General features: G+C 72.5%; 19 protein-coding genes and 1 pseudogene. 7 read left to right on the top strand and 13 right to left on the bottom strand.

The annotated features are described in order from the left end of the window. Positions 1–15: 15 nt before the first annotated feature. On the bottom strand, positions 16–1554 hold the full coding sequence (locus ACIBX3_RS11770) for a YibE/F family protein (RefSeq protein WP_397115805.1): 1539 nt from the start codon (positions 1552–1554) through the stop codon (positions 16–18). Between the two features lie 72 nt (positions 1555–1626). Between ACIBX3_RS11770 and ACIBX3_RS11765 the strand changes: the two genes are divergently transcribed. Together ACIBX3_RS11765 and ACIBX3_RS11760 are read left to right on the top strand one after the other, a co-directional pair. After that, positions 1627–2337, top strand: coding sequence for a DUF72 domain-containing protein (locus ACIBX3_RS11765; protein ID WP_397115803.1), 711 nt, complete (start codon positions 1627–1629; stop codon positions 2335–2337). Continuing rightward, positions 2338–3306, top strand: a complete 969-nt coding sequence (locus ACIBX3_RS11760; RefSeq protein WP_397115802.1) for a magnesium transporter CorA family protein — start codon at positions 2338–2340, stop codon at positions 3304–3306. Here ACIBX3_RS11760 and ACIBX3_RS11755 read toward each other — a convergent pair. The 4 genes and pseudogenes from ACIBX3_RS11755 to thrS all read right to left on the bottom strand — a co-directional run. Next, complete coding sequence (locus ACIBX3_RS11755; protein ID WP_397115800.1) at positions 3201–3725, bottom strand: hypothetical protein; 525 nt, start codon at positions 3723–3725, stop codon at positions 3201–3203. The genes ACIBX3_RS11760 and ACIBX3_RS11755 overlap by 106 nt on opposite strands. 23 nt (positions 3726–3748) lie before the next feature. Beyond that, entirely contained in the window at positions 3749–4699 is a 951-nt protein-coding gene (locus ACIBX3_RS11750) for a TAXI family TRAP transporter solute-binding subunit (RefSeq protein WP_397115798.1), read from the bottom strand. After that, positions 4696–6828, bottom strand: coding sequence for a TRAP transporter permease (locus ACIBX3_RS11745; RefSeq protein WP_397115796.1), 2133 nt, complete (start codon positions 6826–6828; stop codon positions 4696–4698). Before ACIBX3_RS11745 ends, ACIBX3_RS11750 begins: the two co-directional genes overlap by 4 nt. A gap of 77 nt (positions 6829–6905) precedes the next feature. Then, positions 6906–8090 (bottom strand): annotated as a pseudogene (gene thrS / locus ACIBX3_RS11740) (threonine--tRNA ligase); the annotation flags it as partial. A gap of 205 nt (positions 8091–8295) precedes the next feature. Here thrS and ACIBX3_RS11735 point away from each other — a divergent pair. Further along, positions 8296–9267 (top strand): response regulator transcription factor, encoded by a 972-nt coding sequence (locus ACIBX3_RS11735; protein ID WP_397115794.1) that lies wholly within the window; start codon positions 8296–8298, stop codon positions 9265–9267. Here the strand turns inward: ACIBX3_RS11735 and ACIBX3_RS11730 are convergent. After that, the gene (locus ACIBX3_RS11730) at positions 9264–9740 is read right to left on the bottom strand and encodes an ATP-binding protein (protein WP_397115792.1); all 477 of its coding nucleotides are present in this window, start codon (positions 9738–9740) and stop codon (positions 9264–9266) included. The genes ACIBX3_RS11735 and ACIBX3_RS11730 overlap by 4 nt on opposite strands. 208 nt (positions 9741–9948) lie before the next feature. Here ACIBX3_RS11730 and ACIBX3_RS11725 point away from each other — a divergent pair, with 208 nt between their 5' ends. Next, positions 9949–10416, top strand: coding sequence for an adenylyltransferase/cytidyltransferase family protein (locus ACIBX3_RS11725; RefSeq protein ID WP_397115790.1), 468 nt, complete (start codon positions 9949–9951; stop codon positions 10414–10416). Between the two features lie 29 nt (positions 10417–10445). On the opposite strand, the gene ACIBX3_RS11720 is transcribed toward ACIBX3_RS11725, so the two are convergent. Then, the gene (locus ACIBX3_RS11720; protein WP_397115788.1) at positions 10446–11663 is read right to left on the bottom strand and encodes a S8 family peptidase; all 1218 of its coding nucleotides are present in this window, start codon (positions 11661–11663) and stop codon (positions 10446–10448) included. Positions 11664–11964: 301 nt separating this feature from the next. Between ACIBX3_RS11720 and ACIBX3_RS11715 the strand changes: the two genes are divergently transcribed. Further along, the gene (locus ACIBX3_RS11715; RefSeq protein WP_397115786.1) at positions 11965–12198 is read left to right on the top strand and encodes a hypothetical protein; all 234 of its coding nucleotides are present in this window, start codon (positions 11965–11967) and stop codon (positions 12196–12198) included. Between the two features lie 6 nt (positions 12199–12204). Here the strand turns inward: ACIBX3_RS11715 and ACIBX3_RS11710 are convergent, their stop codons facing one another. Continuing rightward, positions 12205–12537: an STAS domain-containing protein gene (locus ACIBX3_RS11710; protein ID WP_397115784.1), complete on the bottom strand. Its 333-nt coding sequence runs from the start codon at positions 12535–12537 to the stop codon at positions 12205–12207. 302 nt (positions 12538–12839) lie between these two features. Between ACIBX3_RS11710 and ACIBX3_RS11705 the strand changes: the two genes are divergently transcribed. Both ACIBX3_RS11705 and dnaK read left to right on the top strand, forming a co-directional pair. Beyond that, a complete protein-coding gene (locus ACIBX3_RS11705; protein WP_397115782.1) occupies positions 12840–13301 on the top strand; it encodes a J domain-containing protein in 462 nt (153 codons plus the stop codon). 15 nt (positions 13302–13316) lie between these two features. Further along, the gene (gene dnaK, locus ACIBX3_RS11700) at positions 13317–15170 is read left to right on the top strand and encodes a molecular chaperone DnaK (RefSeq protein ID WP_397115780.1); all 1854 of its coding nucleotides are present in this window, start codon (positions 13317–13319) and stop codon (positions 15168–15170) included. Positions 15171–15244: 74 nt separating this feature from the next. On the opposite strand, the gene ACIBX3_RS11695 is transcribed toward dnaK, so the two are convergent. Genes ACIBX3_RS11695 through ACIBX3_RS11675 form a run of 5 tightly spaced genes read right to left on the bottom strand, consistent with a single transcriptional unit; the run spans position 15245 to position 21351 of the window. Continuing rightward, positions 15245–16456 carry an MFS transporter gene (locus ACIBX3_RS11695; protein WP_397115778.1) on the bottom strand — a complete coding sequence of 404 codons (1212 nt, stop codon included), beginning with the start codon at positions 16454–16456 and terminating at the stop codon, positions 15245–15247. Beyond that, positions 16453–17250, bottom strand: coding sequence for an ATP-binding cassette domain-containing protein (locus ACIBX3_RS11690; RefSeq protein ID WP_397115776.1), 798 nt, complete (start codon positions 17248–17250; stop codon positions 16453–16455). Before ACIBX3_RS11690 ends, ACIBX3_RS11695 begins: the two co-directional genes overlap by 4 nt. Beyond that, positions 17247–18245 carry an ABC transporter ATP-binding protein gene (locus ACIBX3_RS11685; RefSeq protein WP_397115774.1) on the bottom strand — a complete coding sequence of 333 codons (999 nt, stop codon included), beginning with the start codon at positions 18243–18245 and terminating at the stop codon, positions 17247–17249. Before ACIBX3_RS11685 ends, ACIBX3_RS11690 begins: the two co-directional genes overlap by 4 nt. Further along, positions 18242–19984 (bottom strand): ABC transporter permease subunit, encoded by a 1743-nt coding sequence (locus tag ACIBX3_RS11680; RefSeq protein ID WP_397115772.1) that lies wholly within the window; start codon positions 19982–19984, stop codon positions 18242–18244. The genes ACIBX3_RS11685 and ACIBX3_RS11680 overlap by 4 nt, the downstream gene beginning before the upstream one ends. Continuing rightward, complete coding sequence (locus ACIBX3_RS11675; RefSeq protein ID WP_397115770.1) at positions 19981–21351, bottom strand: ABC transporter substrate-binding protein; 1371 nt, start codon at positions 21349–21351, stop codon at positions 19981–19983. The genes ACIBX3_RS11680 and ACIBX3_RS11675 overlap by 4 nt, the downstream gene beginning before the upstream one ends. Between the last annotated feature and the right edge of the window lie 178 nt (positions 21352–21529).

The following is a 21529-nucleotide window of genomic DNA, read 5'->3' as shown; positions in this document are numbered from 1 at the left end:
CGGCCGCCGGGCCCTTCAGGAGCCCGCGCGGCGGCGACGGCGCCCCGGCAGCCGGTCGGTCGGGTTGTCTCGCGGGGCACGCCCGACCGGGCGCGCGTAGGGGTTCTCCCCCTGCTGGACCGTGGGATACGGCACCGGGCCGTGAGCCACGTGGCCGGAAGGGCCGGGATGCTGGCTCGTGGCCGGGGTGAAGAAGCCGCCTTCCGGCACCGGGGACTCGCGGCGGTCCGGGCCCGGCTCGCGGCTGCTGTCGCGACGGCGGCCTGTGCCGTTGAAGAAACCATCGGAGGTGTCGTCGGGACGGGTGAAGAAGTCGTCGTCCCCGTCATCGTCCGGCCGGCTGAAGAAGTCCTCCTCGGACGACGTCTCCTCTTCGCCGGCGGGGCCGGGCTCGGCGTGCCGGGCGGAGCGGGAGGCGGACAGGGCCGCGAGGGCCGTGGTGATGGGCACGGCGGAGATCAGGCCGAGCGTGCCGGCGATGCTGCGGACGATCTCCTGCGCGATGACCGGCGTCGTCAGCACATCGCCCAGGGGCTGCGACCCGATGCTGAACAGCAGCAGCAACGGCAGCGACGCGCCCGCGTACGCCAGGATGATCGTGTTGATCACCGAAGCGATGTGCGCCCGCCCGATCCGGCTGGCCGCCCGGTAGAGGCGCGAGAACCCGTACGAGGGATTGGCGTGCGCCAGTTCGGCCACCGTCACCGCCTGCGTGACCGTGACGTCGTCGAGCACCCCCAGCGCGCCGATGATGATCCCGGCCAGCAGCAGACCTTGGGTGTCGATCGGCAGGCTCAGGGTCACGAACTGCGAGGCGTCGTCGGTGACGCCGTTGAGCTCGGCCAGCCCCAGCGCCGCGTACGACAGCCCCGCGGTGAGCGCCAGGCTGGCGAGCGTGCCGAGCACGGCCATCGACGTGGACGGCGAGAAGCCGTGCGTGAGGTAGAGGACGATCAGCATGATCGCCGCCGCCCCGACGACGGCCACCAGCATGGGCGGCTTGCCCTCGAGGATGCCGGGGATGACGAACGTCAGCAGCAGCACGAACGTGACCGCCAGCCCCACGAGCGCGGTGACGCCGCGCCAGCGGCCGAAGGCGATCACCGCCAGCGCGAACGCCCCGACGAACAACCACAGCGGCACCGCCCGGTCGTGATCGGAGATCTGGTACGCCCCGTCCTGGTCGCGCAGCAGGATCACGTCGTCGCCCGCGGCGAAGCGCTGCGCGCCGGGGCCGCTCGGCAGGCGGAGCGCGGCGTCCTTGTTCACGTCGGGGCCGTCGCCGACCTTGACCGTGGCGTTCCCGCACGTGGCGGGGTCCGGCTTGGGCGCGCCCTCGGCGGTGGCGGGACAGGGTTTGAGCGTGACGCTGGTGACCGTCCCGTGGAGCCGCTCGACCCCGGACTGCGCCGTGCCCGCATCGAGCCCGTCAGGCCAGAGCCACAACAGGCCGGCCAGCGTGACGATCGCCAGTGGCACCAGCACGACCAGGCTGGCGACGAACGTGCGCCGCGAGCTTCGGACAGTGGTGCCGTGCGCGTGATTGGCGCCCATCGACGTGAAGGTCCTCCTCGGATGATGAGTAGTGACAGTACTGCACGCCGGAGGTCAGGGTAGGCGTAAAACATGACGTGGCTGGTCGGCACCTCCGGGTGGCAGTACAAGGACTGGCGGGGAGTGCTGTATCCGGAGGGGGTGCCGCAGCGGCTCTGGCTGGAGACGTACGCGCGGGAGTTCCCGACCGTCGAGAGCAACAACGCCTTCTACCGGCTGCCCGCGCCCGAGACGTTCGCCGCCTGGCGGGAGCGCACGCCCGGCGGGTTCGTGATCGCCGTCAAGGCCAGCAGGTTCCTCACCCACATCAAGCGGCTGGACGAGCCGGAGGAGCCGGTCCAGCGGCTGATGACGGCCGCCTCGGCGCTGAAGGAGAAGCTCGGCCCGATCCTGCTGCAGCTCCCGCCGACGCTCCGCGCCGAGCCCGGCAGGCTCGACCGGTGCCTGGCGTGCTTCCCGCGCGACGTGCGGGTGGCCGTCGAGCCGCGGCACGACTCCTGGTGGATCGAGGAGGTACGCGACGTCATGCGGGCTCACGGGGCGGCTCTGTGCTGGGCGGACCGGCTGGGCCGCCCGCAGAATCCGTTCTGGCGCACGGCCGGGTGGGGTTACGTGCGCATGCACCAGGGCCTGCGGGGCGGCGTCGAGTACGGCGACACCGCGCTGCGCACCTGGGCCCGCCGGTTGCGCGAGGCGGCTTGGGAGGACGTCTACGTGTACTTCAACAACGATCCGGGAGGGGCGGCCGTACGGAACGCCCGGCGGTTTGCCAGACTCGGCTAGGTGCACACGCGTCTGTACAGGAACGGCGCCCTCGAGAAGGAGGGCTTCCCGATCGCGGACGTCTCCGACTACGTCGGGGACCCCGGCAGCACGGTCTGGTTCGACCTGTGCTCGCCGACGCCGGAGGACCTCGGCGTCATCGGCGAAGAGCTGGGGCTGCACGAGCTCGCGGTCGAGGACGTGCTCACCGACCACCAGCGGCCGAAGGTGGATATCTACGACAACCACCTGTTCATCACCGTGTACGGCGTGCACTTCGAGGAGGACCGGCTCGACCCCGTCGAGGTGAACATCTTCGTCACCCCCAACGCCCTGGTCACGATCCGCGGGAGCGACCACTTCGACATCGGCGAGGTGGTGAGGCGCTGGGACGCCGCCTCCCGCCTGGCCGGGCACGGCGTGATGTTCCTCCTGCACGGCCTGCTCGACTACGTGGTGGACACCCAGTTCGATCTGGTCCAGGAGCTCGACGCGGAGGCGGAGGCCTTGGAGGAGTCGCTGTTCGAGGAGGGCGTGCACGATGCCAGGGAGCTGCAGCGGACCATGTACGTGCTGCGCAAGAACGCCACCGGGCTCCGCAAGATCGCGTTACCGATGCGCGAGGTGATCGGCACCCTGCTCCGCCGCGACCAGGAGCTCGTCGCCGATCCCGTCATGGCGCCGTACTACGAGGACGTCCACGACCACGTGCTGCGGACGGCGGAGTGGGTGGAGTCGGTCCGCGACATGCTCGCGAACGCCCGCGAGACCCGCCTGGCGCAGCAGGGCTTCCGGCTCAACGAGATCATGAAGCGGGTCACCAGCTGGGCCGCGATCATCGCCGTCCCCACCATGATCACCGGCTTCTACGGGCAGAACGTGCCCTACCCCGGCGAGGGGGAATCCTGGGGGTTCTGGATGTCCACGGTCCTGGTGGCGCTGGCGTCGGTGGCGCTGTACGCGGCGTTCAAGAAGAGGGACTGGTTGTAAGGCGGGCGGCAGGGCTCGCCGCGGGCGTCGATCGTCATCTCGACCGCCAGCCGCACCTCGGCGGCGCCCGCCTCGCGGTAGAGCGGCAGGCAGCGGCCGCCCGCCAGCAGCGTCCGGCGGCCGATCGAGGTGGTGAGCAGCGACAGCTCCTCGTACGTGGCGGGCTCGGCCAGGCGCAGCAGCCACCCGCCCGCGGGGGTCCGGCCGCGGGTGCCCGCCAGCGCGTAGTAGTCCAGGACGTTCTCGCTGGCCGAGACGACCGCACGCATGGTGAACCGGCGTCCCTCGACCGTGAACACCTCGGCCGACGGCGCCCGGTAGATCGAGTGCACGTACCCGATCATGAAGCCGCCGGACACGGGCAGGCCGTTCACGGTGAGGCGCCCGGCCCCGTCGCCGGAGCCGAGCGCCATCGCCACCGCGACCGCCAGGAGAAGCCTGATCAGGCCTTTTCCTTGTAGTAGCGGGCCGCGCCCGGGTGCAGCTCGACCGGGGCCACCTGCTGGCCCAGCTTCATGTCGAGCTTCTTGGCCTCCGGGTGCACGGCCGACAGCTCGGTCTTCTTCTCGAACAGGGTCTTGGTGATGTCGTACGCGAGCTGCTCGCTCATCTTGTCCGGCACCAGCAGCACGTTCGCGACGCCGACGGTCTTGACCGTGCCGTCCAGCTTGTACGTGGACATGTCGACGTCGAGCCCGACGTACTGCTGGCCGTACGTGGTCTGCATCTTCGCCAGCACGTCGGAGGTGTCGAGTATCTTCATGTCGGGCTTGCTCGTGGCCAGGTCGGTGATGCCCGCCGTGGGCAGCCCGCCGACCCAGAAGAACGCGTCGATCGTGCCGTCCTTGGCGGCCTGCACCGACTCGTTGATCGACAGCTGCTGCTTGGTGATGTCGGTGTCGGGGTTGAGTCCGGCCGCCTCCAGCATGCGCCGGGCCACGACCTGGGTGCCGGAGTTGGCCGGGCCGAGCGAGACGCGCTTGCCCTTGAGGTCGGCCACCTTCGTCGCGTCGACGCCCGGGGCGACCACCACGTGCGTGTAGTTGTCGTAGATGCGGGCGATGGCCTTGATCGGCTGCTTCGCGGTGAACGTGTCCTTGCCGTTGACCGCGTCGGCCGCGGTGTCGACCTGGGAGAAGCCGATGTCGGCCTTGCCGCCGGCCAGCAGCTTGATGTTCTCGACGGAGGCCGAGGTGACCGACGCCGTGGCCTGGGTGTTGGCGATGTTCGCCGACAGCTGCTTGGCCAGGCCGCCGCCGTACACGTAGTAGACGCCCGTCGTGCCGCCCGTGGCGATCGACAGCCGGTTGCCCGAGCCGCCGCCGCTCCCTCCGCCGCCGCAGCCCGCCACGGCGAGCGCGGTCGCGGCGACTATCGCAAAGATCCGCTTCACGCTGAATCCCTTCTCCTTCTTCTGACGAGGTGCACGGCGGCGGCCACGGCCAGCACGGCCAGGCCGGCGACGATGGGGATGGGCTCGAGGAACAGCAGCAGCACCGCGGCCACCGCCGCCAGCAGGCGCTCCGGCCAGCCGCTCAGCCCGCCGGTGGCCATGGCGAGGGCGGCCACCGCGACCGCCGAGACCGCCGCCATGAGCAGCACGGTCCCGATCGGCCCCTGCCCGAGCAGCGCCTGGCCGTTCGGCGTCAGCACGAACGCGAACGGCACCAGGAACGCCGGCAGTGTGTACCGCCAGGTCATCATCATGGTCCGGTACGTGTTGCCGCCGGTGATCGCGGCCGCGGCCACCGCCGACAGCGCCGTGGGCGGGCTCACCTCCGACAGCACCGCGTAGTAGAAGACGAACATGTACGCCTCGGCCTGGGTGACGCCGAGCGTGGTCAGCGCCGGCCCGATGATCACGGCGGCGATGATGAAGCTCGCGGTCACCGGCACGGCCAGGCCCAGCAGCATGACGGCGATGGCGGACATGACCGTGGTGAGGATGAGGTTGCCGGCCGCGAAGTCGACGATGATCGCGCTGAGGTTGAGCCCGAGGCCGGTCTGGGTGATGGCTCCGACGATGATGCCCGCCGCCGCGCAGACGGCGGTCACCGGCAGCACTTCGAGGGTGCCCTTCGCCAGGGCCTGCCCGACGCGCGTGGGGGTCATCCGGTGCGCGGGATCGAGGAAGGACAGCGCGAACGCCACGGCGGTGGCGATCACCACGGACTGGAACGCCGACCGGTCCAGCGCCATCAGCACGATGATGAGGATGAGCGAGCTGAAGTGGTAGCCGAAGCGCAGCAGGAGCTTGCTCGCCTTGGGCGCGTCCACCTGGACGGCGTGGGTGCCGAAGCGGCGCGAGTCGATCTCGATGGCCAGGAAGATGCCGAGGTAGTAAAGGATCGTGGGGATCGTCGCGTACAGGAGCACCTCGAGGTAGCTGACCCGGAGGTACTCGGCGATGATGAACGCCGCGGCGCCCAGCGTGGGCGGGGACAGGATGGCGCCGATGCCGCCGGCGGCCAGGATGCCGCCCGCCGGCTCCTTCGGGTAGCCGGCCCGCCGCAGCACCGGCCAGGCCACGCTGCCCAGGCTGACCGTGGTGGCCACGCCGGAGCCCGAGACCGTGCCGAGCAGGAAGCCGGCCGTGGTGACCGTGCGGCCGGGCGCGGAGCGGGAGTTGCGGAAGGCGGCGAAGCTCAGGTCGATGAAGAAGCGGCTCGCGCCCGAGAAGTCCAGCACGGCGCCGTAGATCGTGAAGAGGATGATGTAGCTCGCGGCCACCTGCATCGGGACGCCGAAGAAGCCCTCGGTGCCGGTGTACAGCTGCGACACGATCTGCTCGAGGTCGAAGCCGCGATGCCCGATCGTCCAGTCAATCGGCAAATAGGCACCGTAATAGGCATAAATCAGGAAAAGCAGGCAGATGATGGTCAGGGCCCATCCGACGGTCCGCCGTACCGCCTCCAGCAGCAGCACCGTCAGCGCCAGGCCCGCCACGACGTCCATGCCCGCCAGCGCGGCGCCCGAGCCCCGGTCGCGGAACGCGTCGATGTCGGCCAGCGGGTAGAGCAGCACGGCCAGCGAGGCCGCGGCCAGCAGCCAGTCGGCGACACTCGGCCGCTCGGCGCGCCGCGTGCCCTCCGGGTGCGCCACCGCCCGCGACACGCCGGCCAGCGGGTCGGGCCGGCCCTCCACCGCGGGCGGCACCGCGCGCCCGTCCACCGTCGTCCCGGCCGGCGGGCCCGCCTCGTCGCCCGCGGGCACCGGCGCCACTCCATCCGGGGCCGCTCCACCGGGAGCCGCCTCGGCGGGACCGCGGCGCCGCAGCCGGTCCCCCCAGGCCGGGATCCCCGAGCGGTAGCACAGGAACACCAGCGGCAGCGCCACCGCCAGGAACGTCATCCGATGTTCGAGCGCCTCGACCGGCCGGAACACCACCACCAGCGAGTAGACCGACAGCAGCCCGCCCACGATCCACACACCGAGCCGGAGCCCTCCGCCCAGCTGCCGCGCCGGACGTTCCTGTTCGTGAGCGGAAACCAGCTCGGCCTCACGATCGCTCAGCTCGGTCAACACGTCCTCCCCGACACGGTGTTGGTGGGACTTTAAGAGCCGTTGACGTGATCAGGGAAGGCTCCGTTATCTGATTGTCAGAACAAAGGTTGCGAATCGGCCGCCAGCCGCTCGATCGGCACCTCCCCCGCCTGGCTCCCGTCGCGCAACCGTACGGCCGCCTGCCCGCTCGCCGCCTCGCGCGGCCCCACGACGAGCTGGTACGGCACCAGCCGGTGCGCCCTGATCCTGGCCCCGAGGCTGCCCCGGTCGGCGGCGGCCAGCTCCGCCCGCAGCCCGGCGGCCAGGCACCGCCGCAGCAGATCCCCGGCGGCCGGCAGCTCGGCGTCCGACAACGGCAGCACCACCGCCTGCACGGGAGCCAGCCAGGCGGGGAACGCGCCCCCGTGCACCTCGATGAGGTGCGCGACCAGGCGTTCGAGGCCGCCGACGACGCTGCGGTGCACCATGGCGGGGCGGTGGCCGCCGACGTAGCTCAGGTCGAAGCGCTCGGGCATGTAGAGGTCGACCTGGACGGTCGACAGGGTGGCCTCGCGCCCGGCCGGGTCGGCGATCTGGATGTCGATCTTCGGCCCGTAGAAGGCGCCCTCGCCGCGCTCCTCGTCGTACGACTGTCCGCGCTCCTTGAGCACGTCGCGCAGGACGGCCTCGGACCGGGCCCACATGGCGGGGTCGTCGACGAACTTGCCGCCGTCGCCGCGCAGCGACAGCCGGTACCGCGCGGCGCGGATGCCGAGCCGGGCGTGCGCGGCCTCGATCAGGTCGAGCGCGGCCGACACCTCGGCGGCGGCCTGCTCCGGCGGGCAGAACACGTGACCGTCGTTGAGCTGGATGGAGCGCACCCTGGTCAGGCCGCCCAGGACGCCGGACAGCTCGGAGCGGTACTGCCCGCCCAGCTCGGCCAGGCGCAGCGGCAGCTCGCGGTGGCTGCGCCGGCGCGAGCGGTAGATGAGCGCGTGGTGCGGGCACAGGCTGGGGCGCAGCACGAACTGCTCGCCGCCCACGTTCATGGGCGGGAACATGTCGTCCGCGTAGTGCGACCAGTGGCCGGATCGCTCGTACAGCTCGCGTTTGCCCAGGACGGGCGAGTTGACGTGCTGGTAGCCGTTGCGGCGCTCCAGCTCGTGGACGTAGTCCTCGACGGCCTTGCGCATGGCCGCCCCGGCGGGCAGCCAGTAGGGCAGACCGGAGCCGATCATGGGATCGGTGTCGAAGATGCCCAGCTCACGGCCGAGCCTGCGGTGGTCGTTCATGATCATCCTTTCCGGAGAAAGGGCGAACGACCAGCTCTCCCGGGCGTTCGCCCGGGAGACATGGAGTCAGCGCGCCGGGACGAGGTCCGGCGTCGTCGTGATGGAGACGTAGGCGCGCTGCATGCCTCTCACCGTAGCATCCGGTAGCTCGCCGCAGCTCGTGAAAAAATCCTTCAAGAAGACCTCAAGGATTGGCAAATGATATAAAGGCTTCGTGGCCGAGATCACTCTGGACGTCTGCCAGCTGCAGGCGTTCGCCGAGGTCGGCTATCAGGTGGCGGGCGGCGGGAGCGCCCATGGGGCGATGGCCGCGCTGCGCAGGGTGGTCTCGCTCGACGCGTACGAGTTCGTCGCGTTCGACCCCGCGACCGGGCGGCACCACAGCGTCGTGTCCGGCGGGCACCGGCGCATCGACCGGGACGCCGCCGAGGAGTACGCCGGGCTGGACGCCTACCGCCGGGCCCTGGCCACGCGGGCGCCCGTGAGCATGCCGGGGCCGGACACCGAGCGCTATTTCCGGCGCCACCTGGAACCCTACGGGTGGCGGGCCGGTCTGACCGCGCCGCTGTTCCTGGCCGAGGGCCGCTACACGGGCCTGCTGCACCTGACGTCCAGGGGGACGTTCCCGCAGCTCACGGGAGCGCTCGTGGCGGCGGTGAGCCCGATGCTCGCGCACGTCACCGACCTGACCCGGTGCGTGATCGACCCGGTGGGGCTGCCGCCGGACTTCCGCGTGGCGGCCTTCGACCGGCTCGGCACGCGCCGCGAGGTGCCGGGGCGCGAGGTGTCGGCCGCGTTGTGGGACGACCCGGCCGTGGCGGCGTACGCGCGGGCGTTCATCGACTCGCGTGAGCTGAGCCGGCACGGCCTCTGGCTCGACGGCGACGGACACTGGCACGAGCTCCGGCTGCTCAGGGCCGGCGTCGGATTCCAGGGGGCGCTGCAGGGCGCGGTCGCGGCCGAGCGGCCGTGCGCGCTGCCGTACGAGCTGACCGGCCGGGAGGTGGACGTCCTCACCCGGGTGGCGGCCGGCGACTCCAACCCGCAGATCGCCGCGGCCCTCGTCCTCAGCGTCCGCACCGTGACCACGCACCTGGAGCACATCTTCGCCAAGCTCGGCTGCGACAGCCGCACCCGCCTCACCACCAAGGCCCTCGCCGAGGGCCTGTGCCGCCTGGACGTCTAGTTCCGTCTGGTTCTCACGTGCTGGAGTTCGGCCACCGGCGGGACGCCGGCCTGCAGCAGCTCGAACCACACCGTCGTCGAGCCGCTCTCGCGGGTGAAGCCCCAGCGGTGGCTGAGCGCCTCGATCAGCGGCAGGCCGCGCCCGCTGGTGGACCGCGCGCTCGTACGGCACACGCACGGCGGCCCGTCGGAACCCGCGTCCGACACGCAGACCCGCACCGCCGACTCCGAACTGGTCACGCTCACCGTGAACGTGCCGCCCGCGCCGGACCTGGTGTGCAGGACCGCGTTCGTGGCCAGCTCGCTGGTGAGCAGCACCACGTCGTCGTAGAGCGGATGATCGCGGCCGAGCGCGGCCGTGACGATCCCCCTGGCCCTGGACACCTGGGACGCGATCCCCGGCAGCCGGACCATGAGACCGCCCGAGCCGATCAGATCGTCCCCGTTGACACGATGCGAATCCGGCGGTGCCACAGCGACCTCCCCCATAGTCGGGCCCCAACCTCACGCTGCGTTGTGAGACGCCCGGGTGGCGGCCAGAGGACTATCGCGAAAAGGTAGGAATGCCCTTTCCCAAGGTCGCCTGCACGACCGCCGGCGGCGACCGAGTACGCTGCGATCGACGAGTCGTCTAGGCCCGTGGGGGAGTACGCCGAGGCCCGTGGGGCAGCAAGGAGGTCGCGTGAGCAGCCTGGAGGCCGTCTGGGTGCAGCCGTACGACCGGCCGGGGGCGGCGGTCGTGACCGGGGTCTTCGACATCCTGCACGTGGGGCACGTGCGTTATCTGGGCGCGGTGGCGGCCCGCGGGCTGCCCCTCGTCGTCGGCGTCGAGGACGACCCGCGCGTACGCGCCTGGAAGGGTCCGAGCCGCCCGTTCAACCCGTCGGCGGAGCGCGCCGAGGTCCTGGCCGCGCTCCGCTTCGTCACCGGCGTCTTCATCGTCACTGGCCCGCCCGACGCCCACGGCCCCGAGGACTACATCGACCTCCTCGCCCCGATGCGGCCGGGCGCGCTGGCGCACACGGCGGGAGACCCGCACGCCGGCGCCCGCGCCGCCGCGGCGGCGATCCTGGGCGCCGACTGCTGGGAGCTGGAGGCCATCCCGGACCGCTCCACGACCCGGATCGTGAACGCGGCCGGCAAGGGCTGACCCTCGGACCACGTCCGACGCCGGCCGGGCTACGGAGCGCGGACCAGGCCCACGCCGCGGTCGGCGATGTCCACCCCAGAGGCCAGGGGGCTGACGATGGCGTCCGCGATGAGGCGCGCGATGACGGTGGAGGCGGTCGCGGGAAGCGGCGACTTCATCACCTCCTCCCACCACAACGCCGTGACACCGGCGACGTGCGGCGTCGCCATGCTCGTGCCGGTCAGGGCACGCAGGCCACCGCCGGCCTGCGCGGAGACCACGCCGACCCCCGGGGCGCTGATCTGCGGGAAGGTGTTGGAGAAGGGCGCGATGACCAGGCCGTTTCCGGTGGCCGACTGCCCCAGCGCGCCGACCGCGATCACACCCTCGGCGGCGGCGGGCAGCGACACGGCGATCTCGAAATCGGGGCCGGACTGACGCTCGCTCTCGTTGCCCGCGGCGGCGACGACGATCGTGCCGGTGCCGATGGCCTCGCGGGCGGCGACCATCCGCATCAGCGCGTCGAAGAGCCGCAGGTTGGCCCGGTAGGCCTCAAGGGCGAGCGAGGTGGCGAACTTCGGCTGCCGTCCCCGGTCGACCATCTGCTGGACCATGCCGGGGAAGTCGAACCCGAGCGACATCGAGATCACCTGAGCGCCCTGGTTCAGCGCCCATTCCATCCCCCGCAGCAGCCCCTCGGTGTCGCCGCTCCCGTCGTCGGAGAGGACTTTGCCGATCAGGGCACGGGTCACGCCGGGTGCGACGCCGATGCGTGTGCCCTCGACCGGCCGGCCGAAGATCGTACCGGCGCAGTGCGTGCCGTGGCCCTGCTTGTCGCCGATGCCCGAGCCGCTGAAGTCCTCCTGGATGAGGGTCATCCCGGTGAAGGCGGGATGACTGCCGTCGATGCCGGTGTCCAGGACGGCCACGATCACATCCGCCCCGGTGCGCGTCGAGACGTCGGCGCCGACCGCCTTGACGCCCCACGTGGTCGCGGCCGCCGTGGCCTCGGCCTCCGCCCGCCCGCCGGAGGCGTCCTCGATCGGCTGGATCAGCACCGTCGGCATCACGGGCGCCACCGCCCGTACCTCCGGATCGCGGACCACGTCACGGACGTCGCGCTTGCTGAGCTCGAGGACCTCCACGTGTGGTTCGCCGCCCAGGGCGAACGCCTGGGGCGGCGCCAGCCCGGCCGACCGCGCCATCTCGAAGGGACTCGCCGTACGCGCCGCGCTCAGGTCCCGCAGCACGCTGTATCTCTCACCCATGGGCAGTTCTCTCCCGATTTCCGCCGTCCCCCGAGGGACGAGTCACACCGATCCGGCCGCGCCGGCTCCACCGGAACGGTGCCCGCGCGCACCTACGCTCCCGCCCAAGCCGGGATGAAATGCGGTCAATGAACGGCGCATCCCCGCGCCGCCGCTCCCCCGCCCGCCGAGGGCCCGGATGACGCCGAGCACGTGACGTTCGCCGCGGCGCACTCGCGAAACGCCCCCTTTCGCCGTTCGGCCCGGCAGGTCATCCCTTTCCCGAGGCGGGTCAGGCCGATGACGGCAGAGGTGGTTCCCCATGGGACGTGGCGGCCGGGCGCACCGGGTCGTGTCGCGGTCGCCGCGGTCACCCCTGCTGGCCGGCCTGCTCGGGACAGCGGTCGCGGCCGCCGCGGTGACGGCCGGGGCGTGGCCGGTTCACCAGCGTGGGCGGCACGTTCCCGGGCCCGATCCCGGGTGCCCGCTGCCCGAGGGCACGAACGTGACCGTCGCAATCGATCCCGCGCGGGCGTACACGCTGGTCAAGTCCTGACCGGCGCTACCTGACGCGATGGCGCCACGGCGCGTCGAGGCGATGGTCGAGGCCGGCGAGTTCCAGCAGCCGATCGACCTGGGGCGAGCAGGTGACGAGCGTGAGCGTCCCGCCCTGCCGCAGGAGGCGCCCCTTGGCCCTGATCAGCTCGCTCAACCCGGAACAGTCCATGAACGAGACCCGTCCGAGGTCCACCTCGACCCGGCGGCAGCCGTCGGGTCGCCGGACGTTCTCCAGCATGCTCCCGAGCAGCCCGGCGGTCGCCAGATCGATCTCTCCGCGTGCCCGCACCAGGGCGCGCCCGTCCGCGATCTCCACGTTGACGTCCAGCCGATCCATAGCCATCTCCACGACGGATCGAAGGTCATAGTCCGGAGTGCGTCCACCAAGAACATCAGCACATTCCCCGCACGCCCGCCATCCATACGGACGTAAATTTTGCACCTAATGTCGGTTTCCGCCATCGAGGCGAAGGAGGCGCCACCCACGCCGCCCGCCCCCACCCTGAAACAGCGCTTCTAGCACAAACCAGCCGCCGCAGCAAGGGATGGCGCACATTTGATATACATTCATAAAGAGGTTCCGTTTCATACCTGCAGGTCGCAGCAGCCATCCGGCCGGCGATGCCTTTGGCGCAGGAGGTGAGTACGGTGCCCGTGCGGCGCGACGGCAAGTGGCCCCAGCGGGACCACTACACGGTGCTCGGTGTGGAACCGTCGGCATCCACGACGCAGATCACGTCGGCCTACCGGCGGTTGACACGCGCACTCCATCCGGACGCCCGGCCCGCCGAGCCGGCGTCGCGAGAACGGTTCGCCGAGGTGATCGAGGCCTACGCCGTGTTGCGGGATCCCGCCCGGCGTGCGGCCTACGACGCCGAGCGCCGGCAGGCTGCCCGCGGCGCGCTCAGCGGCCGCCCCGTCGCCGTCAGAGTCATCCGCGCGCGGGGTCCGGCGGGGCATGTGCCCGTGCCGGACGCCGGCCGGCGGGTCTTCGCCGACGTGGCCGGCCCCGGTGTGACCGTTGGCCGCTTCGCCGCGGTGGCGCCGCCGGACTTGGTGCTGCTACGGGCGATGCTCCAGCTCGTGGTCGGGAGGCGATGAGGAAGGAGGCCGTCGATGACCAGACCCGTCGGCATCGATCTGGGCACGACGAACTCGGTCGTCTGCGTGCTGGAAGGCGGTGAGCCGACCGTCGTCACCAACACCGAGGGATCGCGGACGACGCCTTCGGTGGTCGCGTTCGCCAAGAACGGCGAAGTCCTGGTCGGCGAGTTCGCCAAGCGGCAGGCGGTGACCAACGTGGAGCGCACCGCGCGCTCCGTGAAGCGCCACATGGGCGATGCGGCCTGGCGGTTCCCCGAGGCGGAGAGCGTGGACGGCAAGCGGTTCACGGCGCAGGAGATCTCCGCCCGGGTGCTGCAGAAGCTGAAGCGCGACGCCGAGGCCTACCTCGGGGAGCGCGTGACGGAGGCCGTCATCACCGTGCCGGCGTACTTCGACGACACGCAGCGCACCGCGACCAAGGAGGCCGGGGAGATCGCGGGCCTGAAGGTGCTGCGGATCATCAACGAGCCCACGGCGGCCGCGCTGGCGTACGGCCTGGACAAGGAGAACGACCAGACCATCCTGGTCTTCGACCTGGGCGGTGGGACGTTCGACGTGTCACTGCTGTCCATCGGCGAGGGCGTGGTCGAGGTGAGGTCCACCGCGGGCGACACCCGCCTCGGCGGCGACGACTGGGACCAGCGGATCGTCGATCACCTGGTCACGCAGTTCAAGAACGGCTACGGGATCGACCTGTCCAAGGACAAGATGGCGATGCAGCGGATGCGGGAGGCCGCCGAGCGCGCCAAGATCGAGTTGTCGTCGACCAGTGAGACCTCGATCAGCCTGCCCTACATCACCGCCTCCGCCCAGGGCCCGCTGCACATGGACGAGAAGCTGACCCGCGTGCAGTTCCAACGGCTCACCCAGGACCTGCTGGAGCGCTGCGAGGGACCGTTCCGGCAGGCGATCGACGACGCGCGGCTCCAGGCCTCCGACATCGAGCACGTCATCCTCGTCGGCGGCGCGACGCGCATGCCGGCCGTGGTGGACCTGGTACGGGAGCTGACCGGCGGCAAGGAGCCGCACAAGGGGGTCAACCCGGACGAGGTGGTGGCGATCGGCGCCGCGCTCCAGGCGGGAGTGCTCAAGGGGGAGGTCAAGGACGTCCTGCTGCTGGACGTCACCCCGCTGTCGCTGGGCATCGAGACCAAGGGCGGCATCATGACCCGGCTCATCGAGCGCAACACCACGATCCCGACCAGACGCTCGGAGGTCTTCACCACGGCCGACGACAACCAGCCGTCCGTGGCCATCCAGGTCTACCAGGGCGAGCGCGAGATCGCCGCGTACAACAAGAAGCTCGGCATGTTCGAGCTGACCGGTCTGCCACCCGCGCCGAGAGGAGTCCCGCAGATCGAGGTCGCCTTCGACATCGACGCCAACGGCATCATGAACGTCTCCGCCAAGGACCTCGGCACGGGACGGGAGCAGTCGATAGTGATCACCGGCGGTTCGGCGCTGCCGAAGGACGACATCGACCGGATGGTGCGCGAGGCGGAGCGGCACGCCGAGGAGGACCGCCGCAGGCGCGAGGCCGCCGAGACCCGCAACAACGCCGAGACGCTCGTCTACTCCACCGAAAGGCTGCTGCGGGACCACCCGGAGAAGATCCCCGCGGACGTCAGATCCGAGATCGAGTCCGCGATCGCCGATCTGAAGGACAAGCTGAAGGGCGAGGACGCCGACGCCATCAGGCAGGCCGGCGAGAAGGTCTCCGCCGCCGCCCAGAAGGCGGGTCAAGCGATCTACGCGCAGGCGCAGGGCTCCGCCGCGGGTGCGGGCGATCAGCAGCGGGCCGGGGAAGAGGAGGTCGTGGACGCGGAGATCGTCGATGAGGACAAGCCCGGGCAGGGCGAGCGATGAGCCGCCGGTCACCGGGATCCTGGCCCGCGGTCATCGGGTCGGCGACCACCTGCCGCGCCCGGTCCCGGTGACGGTCACGGCGCCGCCCTCGTAGGCCCTCCCGCACCTCGCGGCGGCTTCGGGACGCACAGCGCGCCCGCCAGGGCGACGGCGGCCAGGGCGAACCACGGCAGCGGGCCTTCGGCGTCGAAGAGGGCGCCGAGCGGGGCGCCTCCGGCCAGGACGAGCAGCCCGGACAGCGAGAACATGGCACCCGTGTAGAGGCCCAGCCGGTGGTCCTCGGCCAGGTCCGGCAGCCAGGCGCGGGCGGCGGGAACCACGAGCATCTGCCCGGCGGTCAGCAGGACGACGAAGGCCAGCGACGGCAGGAGCCCGCCGGCCGCGCGTACGGGCAGCAGCAGCCCGGCGGCCACCGCGCCGGCGGCCATGAGCCCCAGGCCGATCAGGAGGGACCGGCGCAGCGACAACCTGCGCGCGGCCCATCCGGACAGCGGGAGCTGCCCGGCCACCACCAGCGCCGAGGAGAGCGCGAACAGCCAGCCGAGTGCCCCCTGCGTGCCCGTGGCCCGCTCGACCTGGGCGGGCAGCGCGAGATAGAGCTGGTTGTACAGCAGCAGATAGCTCCCGTAGGCGCCGCACAGCCCCAGGAACCGCCGGTTGCGCGCGATATCCACGACGCCCCTGGCACCGTCGCGACGGGCCGCGGTGGATCCGGACGGCATGAGCGCCAGCTGCCCCAGCAGCACCAGGACGAACACGGCGGCGCCGGCCAGGCACGCGGCGCGGAAGCCCAGGCCGAGCAGGGCCGTGCCGAGCACGGGCCCGATCAGCGCCCCGGCCTGCCCTGCGGCGTTGAACAGCCCCAGGACCTGGGCACGGGCGACGCCGGTCGCCCGCTCGTGCGCCGCCGCCTGGCGGACGATCTCCGACTCGACGGCGGGCGAGAACAACGCGGCGGCGAACCCGATGAGCAGCACGGCGGCCACGACCGCCCAGGTGCTCTCCGCGAACCCGAGCCAGGCGAATCCGGCCACGCGCAGGGCGCAGCCCGCCAGCACCACCGGCCGCGGCCCGAACCGGTCGGTGAGCGCGCCTCCGATCACGAACAGCCCCTGCTGGCTGAAGGTCCGCAGGCCCAGGATCAGGCCGGCGAGCCAGCCCGCGAGCGCCAGCGAGCCGGTCAGGTGGGCGGACAGGTAGGGCAGGACGGCGAAGAAGCCGATGTTGAAGGCGAACTGGGTGGCGATGAGCAGCCGAGGCAGCGCGGGCAGGCGGGCGAAGGTCAAGCGGGGTCGCCCACCCGGGTGAGGTCGGGCACGGCGGCGAGCAACTCGCGCGTGTAAGCGTGCGCGGGCGCCTCCCACACCTGCTGGACGGGTCCGGTCTCGACGATCCGGCCGTGCCGCAGCACCGCGACGTGGTGCGCCACGTGCCGGACGAGGGCCAGGTCATGGCCGATGAACAGCTGGGCGAGCCCCAGTTCGTCCCGCAGGTCGGCGAGGAGGTTGACGATCCCGGCCCGTACGGACGGGTCCAGGGCGGACACGGGCTCGTCCAGGACGAGCAGCCGGGGCTCGCAGGCCAGGGCGCGGGCGATGCCGACGCGCTGGCACTGGCCGCCGGACAGCTCGTACGGCCTGCGCCGGGCCAGTGACGCGTCCAGCCGTACGAGGTCGAGCAGCTCACTGACCCGGGCCGGCCCGGTCGCCGGATCCCAGCGTCCCTGGACGCGCAGGGGCTCGGCGATCGTGTCGTACACGCGCCGGCGCGGGCTGAGCGAGCCGTAGGGGTCCTGGAAGACGGGCTGCAGCGCGGGCCGCAGCGGGCGCATGGCCCGCTCGTCGAGTCCGGTCAACTCGCGGCCCGCGAAGCGTACCGAGCCGCTCTCGGGCCTGCGCAGCATGAGGACGGCGGCGGCGATGCTGGACTTCCCCGAGCCCGACCCGCCGACCAGGGCGAGCGTCCGGCCGGCGGCCAGGGTGAACGAGACCCGGTCGACCGCGAGCACGGGCGGGGTGCGGCGGCCGCGCGCCGGGTAACGCACGACGAGGTCCCGCACCTCCAGCAGAGGCGGCGTCATGGGTGCCCTTCGAACAGTTCCGTGACCGGGTCCGGCAGCTCGCCGAGCCGGTGGCAAGCCACCAGGTGCGCGTCCCCCGCCTCGTACGGCTCGGGTTCGTGCGCCCGGCAGGCGCCGGCGGCGGCCGGGCAGCGGGGCGCGAAGGCGCAGCCGGGCGGCAGCGCGCCGGGCCGCGGCGGCGCGCCGTCGATGACGGGCAGCCGCCGGTCCACCGCCTCCCGCCGCGGGAGTGACGCGATGAGCCCGCCGGTGTAAGGGGCGCGCGGATGGCGCAGCACCCGGCCGACCGGGCCGGATTCGACCTGGCGGCCGGCGTACATGACGAGCACGCGCTCGGCGTGCGCGGCCGCCACCGCCAGGTCGTGGGTGACCAGCAGCACGGCCAGCCGCGTCTGTTCGCGCAGCTCGGCCAGCATGCGCAGGATCATGGCCTGGACGGCGGAATCCAGGGCGGTGGTGGGCTCGTCGGCGATGACGAGGGCGGGGTCGTTGACGGTGGCCATGGCGATCACCGCGCGCTGGCGCATCCCGCCGGAGAACTCGTGCGGGTAGGCCCGCGCCCGCCGCGCCGCGTCGGGGATGCCGACCCGCTCCAGTGCGGCCACCGCCCGCTCCCGGGCGGCCTTGCGGCTCAGGCCCCGCACGGACCTGGCGGCGAGCGCGAGCTGGTCGCCGACGGTGTGGACGGGGCTGAGCACCGACAGCGCGTCCTGCGGCACGAACGCGACACGACGGCCGCGTACCTGCCGGTAGCGGCGCTGGGGCGCGCCCGCCAGCTCCATCCCCTCCAGGCGCACGCTGCCGGAGATCCGCAGGCCGGGCGGCAGCAGTCCGAGGAGGGCACGCGCGGTGAGCGACTTGCCCGCGCCGGACTCCCCCACGACCGCGAGCATCTCGCCGTGGGCCAGGTCGAAGGACAGTCCTCTGACGATCTCGGCGGCGGGCGCGGTGACGCGCAGGTCGCGTACGCGCAGCAGCGGCTCGGAGAGCGTCATGCCCGGCCTCCGCGGAGCGTGGACAGCGAGACCGCCAGCGCGGCCAGCAGCAGGAGCATCGCCGCCGGGGCGAGTGCCGCCCATGGCGCGCGCTCGACGTACGGCAGCGACTCGGCCAGCGTCAGCCCCCACTCGGGAGCGGGCGGCTGGGCGCCGAGACCGAGGAAGCCGAGGGAGGCCAGGGCCAGGGCGACACCGGGCAGGCGCAGCACGGCGTGCCGGGCGATCGGACCGGCGACCGCGGGCAGGACGTGGCGGGTCAGGATCCAGGAGGGCGGGGAGCCGATGGCGCGCTGGGCCACCAGGTGGGCCGCCGCGCGGGTCTCGGAGACCAGGGCGGCGGCGTGGGCGGCGAGCACCGGCCAGGAGACCAGGGCGACGGCGACGGAGGCGCCCAGGGTGCCGGGACCGAGCACGGCCGCGACGAGGATGCCGGCGATCACCGGCGGCACGGCGTTGGCGATCTCGGCGGCCCCCGAGGCCGGGCCCGGCAGGAAGCCGAGGGCCAAAGACATGACGTACGAGCCCGTGCTGACCAGCGCCGCGACCGCCAGCGTGGCCGCCGCTCCATGGCCGACCCTGGCCAGCACGTCGCGGCCCAGCGCGTCGGTGCCCAGCGGATGGGCCCGGCTCGGCCCGGCCAGCCGCGCGCCCACGTCGATGGCCAGCGGGTCGAGGAGCAGCCCCCAGGCCACGGCGGCCGCCAGCACGGCGGCGCAGGCGGCCGGCACCACGCGGTGCCACCGGCCACCGCCGCCGACGGCCGGCGCGGGCAGCGACAGCGCGGCGTCCCGCAGCCCCGGGCCGAGCATCCAGCGCCGGCCGGCGGCCGCGAGTGTCCCGGCGAGCACGCCGAGCAGGACGAGGGCGAGCACCGCGCCCTGGAGCAGGGGCAGGTCCTGGGATTCCGCCGCGCCCAGCGCGGTCCTGCCGATGCCGGGCACCGCGAACACCGTCTCGACGGCGACCGCCCCACTCGTCAGCCCCACGGCCACCAGCCCGAACTGGGGCACGAGAGCGGGCAGCGCGCGACGCAGCACGGCGCGGGCGATGACGCCGGGCCGGCACCCGGCCGAGCGCCACAGCCCGACCCAGGGCTCGGCGAACACCGCGGGCAGCGCGTCGTCCACCAGCCGCCCCAGCACGCCGCCCGCCGGAATGCCCAGCGCGAGCGCGGGCAGCACCAGGTCCTGCGGGTTCCGCCAGCCGTACGGTGGCAGCCAGCCCAGCCACACCGACAGCGTCACCAGCAGCAGCGTCGCGATGAGGAACTCGGGCAGCGCGGCCAGCGCGGCGGCCGCGGCCCCCGTGCCCCGGCCGCCGCGCAGGGTGCCGCGCGCGCCGCGCGCCAGCGTCGGCGCGCACAGCACGCACACCAACGCCGCCGTCACGATCAGCGCGGCGGTCATCAGCGTCAGCGAGACGCCGAGTCCGGACAGGATGGAGGACAGCACCGGGCTGCCGTCCACCCAGGAGCGGCCGAAGTCGCCGCGCAGGACGCCGCCCAGCCAGCCGCCGAGCAGCGGCACGGGGCCGCCGTCCAGGCCCAGCTCGCGCCGGATGGCCTCCAGGACCTCCGGCGTCGGCTCCTGCTCGGCCGAGCGGGCGCGCAGCAGCGACAGCGCCGCGTCGCGGCCGGACAGCCAGGGCAGCAGACCGACCACGACGATGATCGCGACCAGCGCGGCGGTGCGCGCGAGCAGCACCCCGGCGCGCTCGCGCAGCGGCGGTGCGATCACTTCAGCCGGGTGCCGAGGGTGATCAGGATCCGCTCGCGCGGGTCCTTCGCCGATCCCGTCACCGTGGTGGCGTCGCCCTGGATGACGCGCTCGTGCAGCATCGGGATCGCCGCGTCGGTACGCAGGACCGCCGCCTCCGCCTCGAGGATCGCCGCGCGCCTGGCGGCGCCGGCCTCCGTGGCCGCGGCCTTCTTCACCGCCTTGTCGACGTCGTCGTCGCACAGCTTGGCGAGGTTGAAGGAGCCGTCGCAGGTGAAGTCGGCCTGCATGTACGCCACCGGGTCGCCCGAGTCCAGCATGGTCGCCCGGGACAGGATGAACGCGTCGAACGCGCCGGCGAGGGCGTCCTCCTCGATGTGGGCGTACTCGCGTACCACGAGCTTGACCGTGAAGCCGGCGCCCTGGAGCTGCTGTTGCAGCACGGAGGCGACCTCGGGCAGCTCGGGCCGGTCGGAGTAGGTCGCCAGCGTGATCCGCGCGCCCTTGGCGCTCGCGGCGGGCGTGCGTCCGGTCAGCGGCTCGCGGCCCTCGGCGGCCCACGGGAGCGCGGGGCCCAGCAGGCCGACCGCGAGGTCGGCGCGGCCCTCGTACACGCCGTTGACCAGTTGCCCGGCCTCGATGGCGGTGCGCGCGGCGGCGCGCAGGCCGGGGGTCTCGAAGGGGCCCTTCGCGGTGTTCAGGTAGAGGGTGTTGGTGCGCGGCATCGGCACCTCGCTGATCGTCTCCTTGGCCAGGAGCGCGGCCTGCGAGACGGGGACCGCCTCGGCGATGTGCGCCTCGCCGCTGCGGACGGCGGCGGCGCGGGCGGTGCCGTCCGGCACGAAGGAGACGTCGATGCCGGCGGCTTCGGCCTTCCCTCCCCAGTAGCCGTCGTAGCGGTCGAGGGTGGCGGTGGTGGTGCCGTTGACCCGGGTCAGCTTGAACGGGCCGCTGCCGGTGCCGACCGGGTCGACCTTGCCGTCCGCGCCGTACGCGCGCTCGGCCAGGATCGACAGCTGCGGCGAGGACAGGCGGTGCGGCACCAGCGGATCGGGCTCACCGGTGGTCACGACGAGCTTGTCGCCCTCGGCCGTGGCGGTCAGCTCGACGCCGTCGAGGATGCGCGGCTTGGGGGTGGCCCGGCCGGCCCGGGTCAGCGCGTTGGCGGCGACCTGAGCGGTCAGCTTGCTGCCGTCGTGGAAGGTCACGCCCTGGCGGACGGTGAATTCCCAGGTCCGGTCGGAGATCTGGGACCACGCGGTGGCCAGCGCGGGGCGCGCGTCACCCTTCTCGTCCAGGTTGACCAGGGTTTCGGCGGTGGACCAGCGCGACAACTTGAAGGCGTCGTCGCTGAACGGCGACAGGCCGGAACGCGGCGGCTGGAGCATCGCCACCTTGATCCGCCCACCGGCGGAGTCCGCGCTCTGCCCGCCTGCCGGAAGGGAACACGCGGCCAAGGTGAGGGCACAAGCTGCCGCGAGGGCATGGAAAAGACTGCGGTTTCGCACGGATTGTCCAGAGTTGAGGGGATCGGCGATCAGGAGATTAGCACATGAAAACCGTTTC

Origin of the sequence: Nonomuraea sp. NPDC049480 (assembly GCF_044465905.1) — a bacterium.
Taxonomy (GTDB): Bacteria; Actinomycetota; Actinomycetes; order Streptosporangiales; family Streptosporangiaceae; genus Nonomuraea.
The sequence above is the reverse complement of the archived record's forward strand: the minus strand, read 5'-3'. Positions and strand labels throughout refer to the sequence as shown.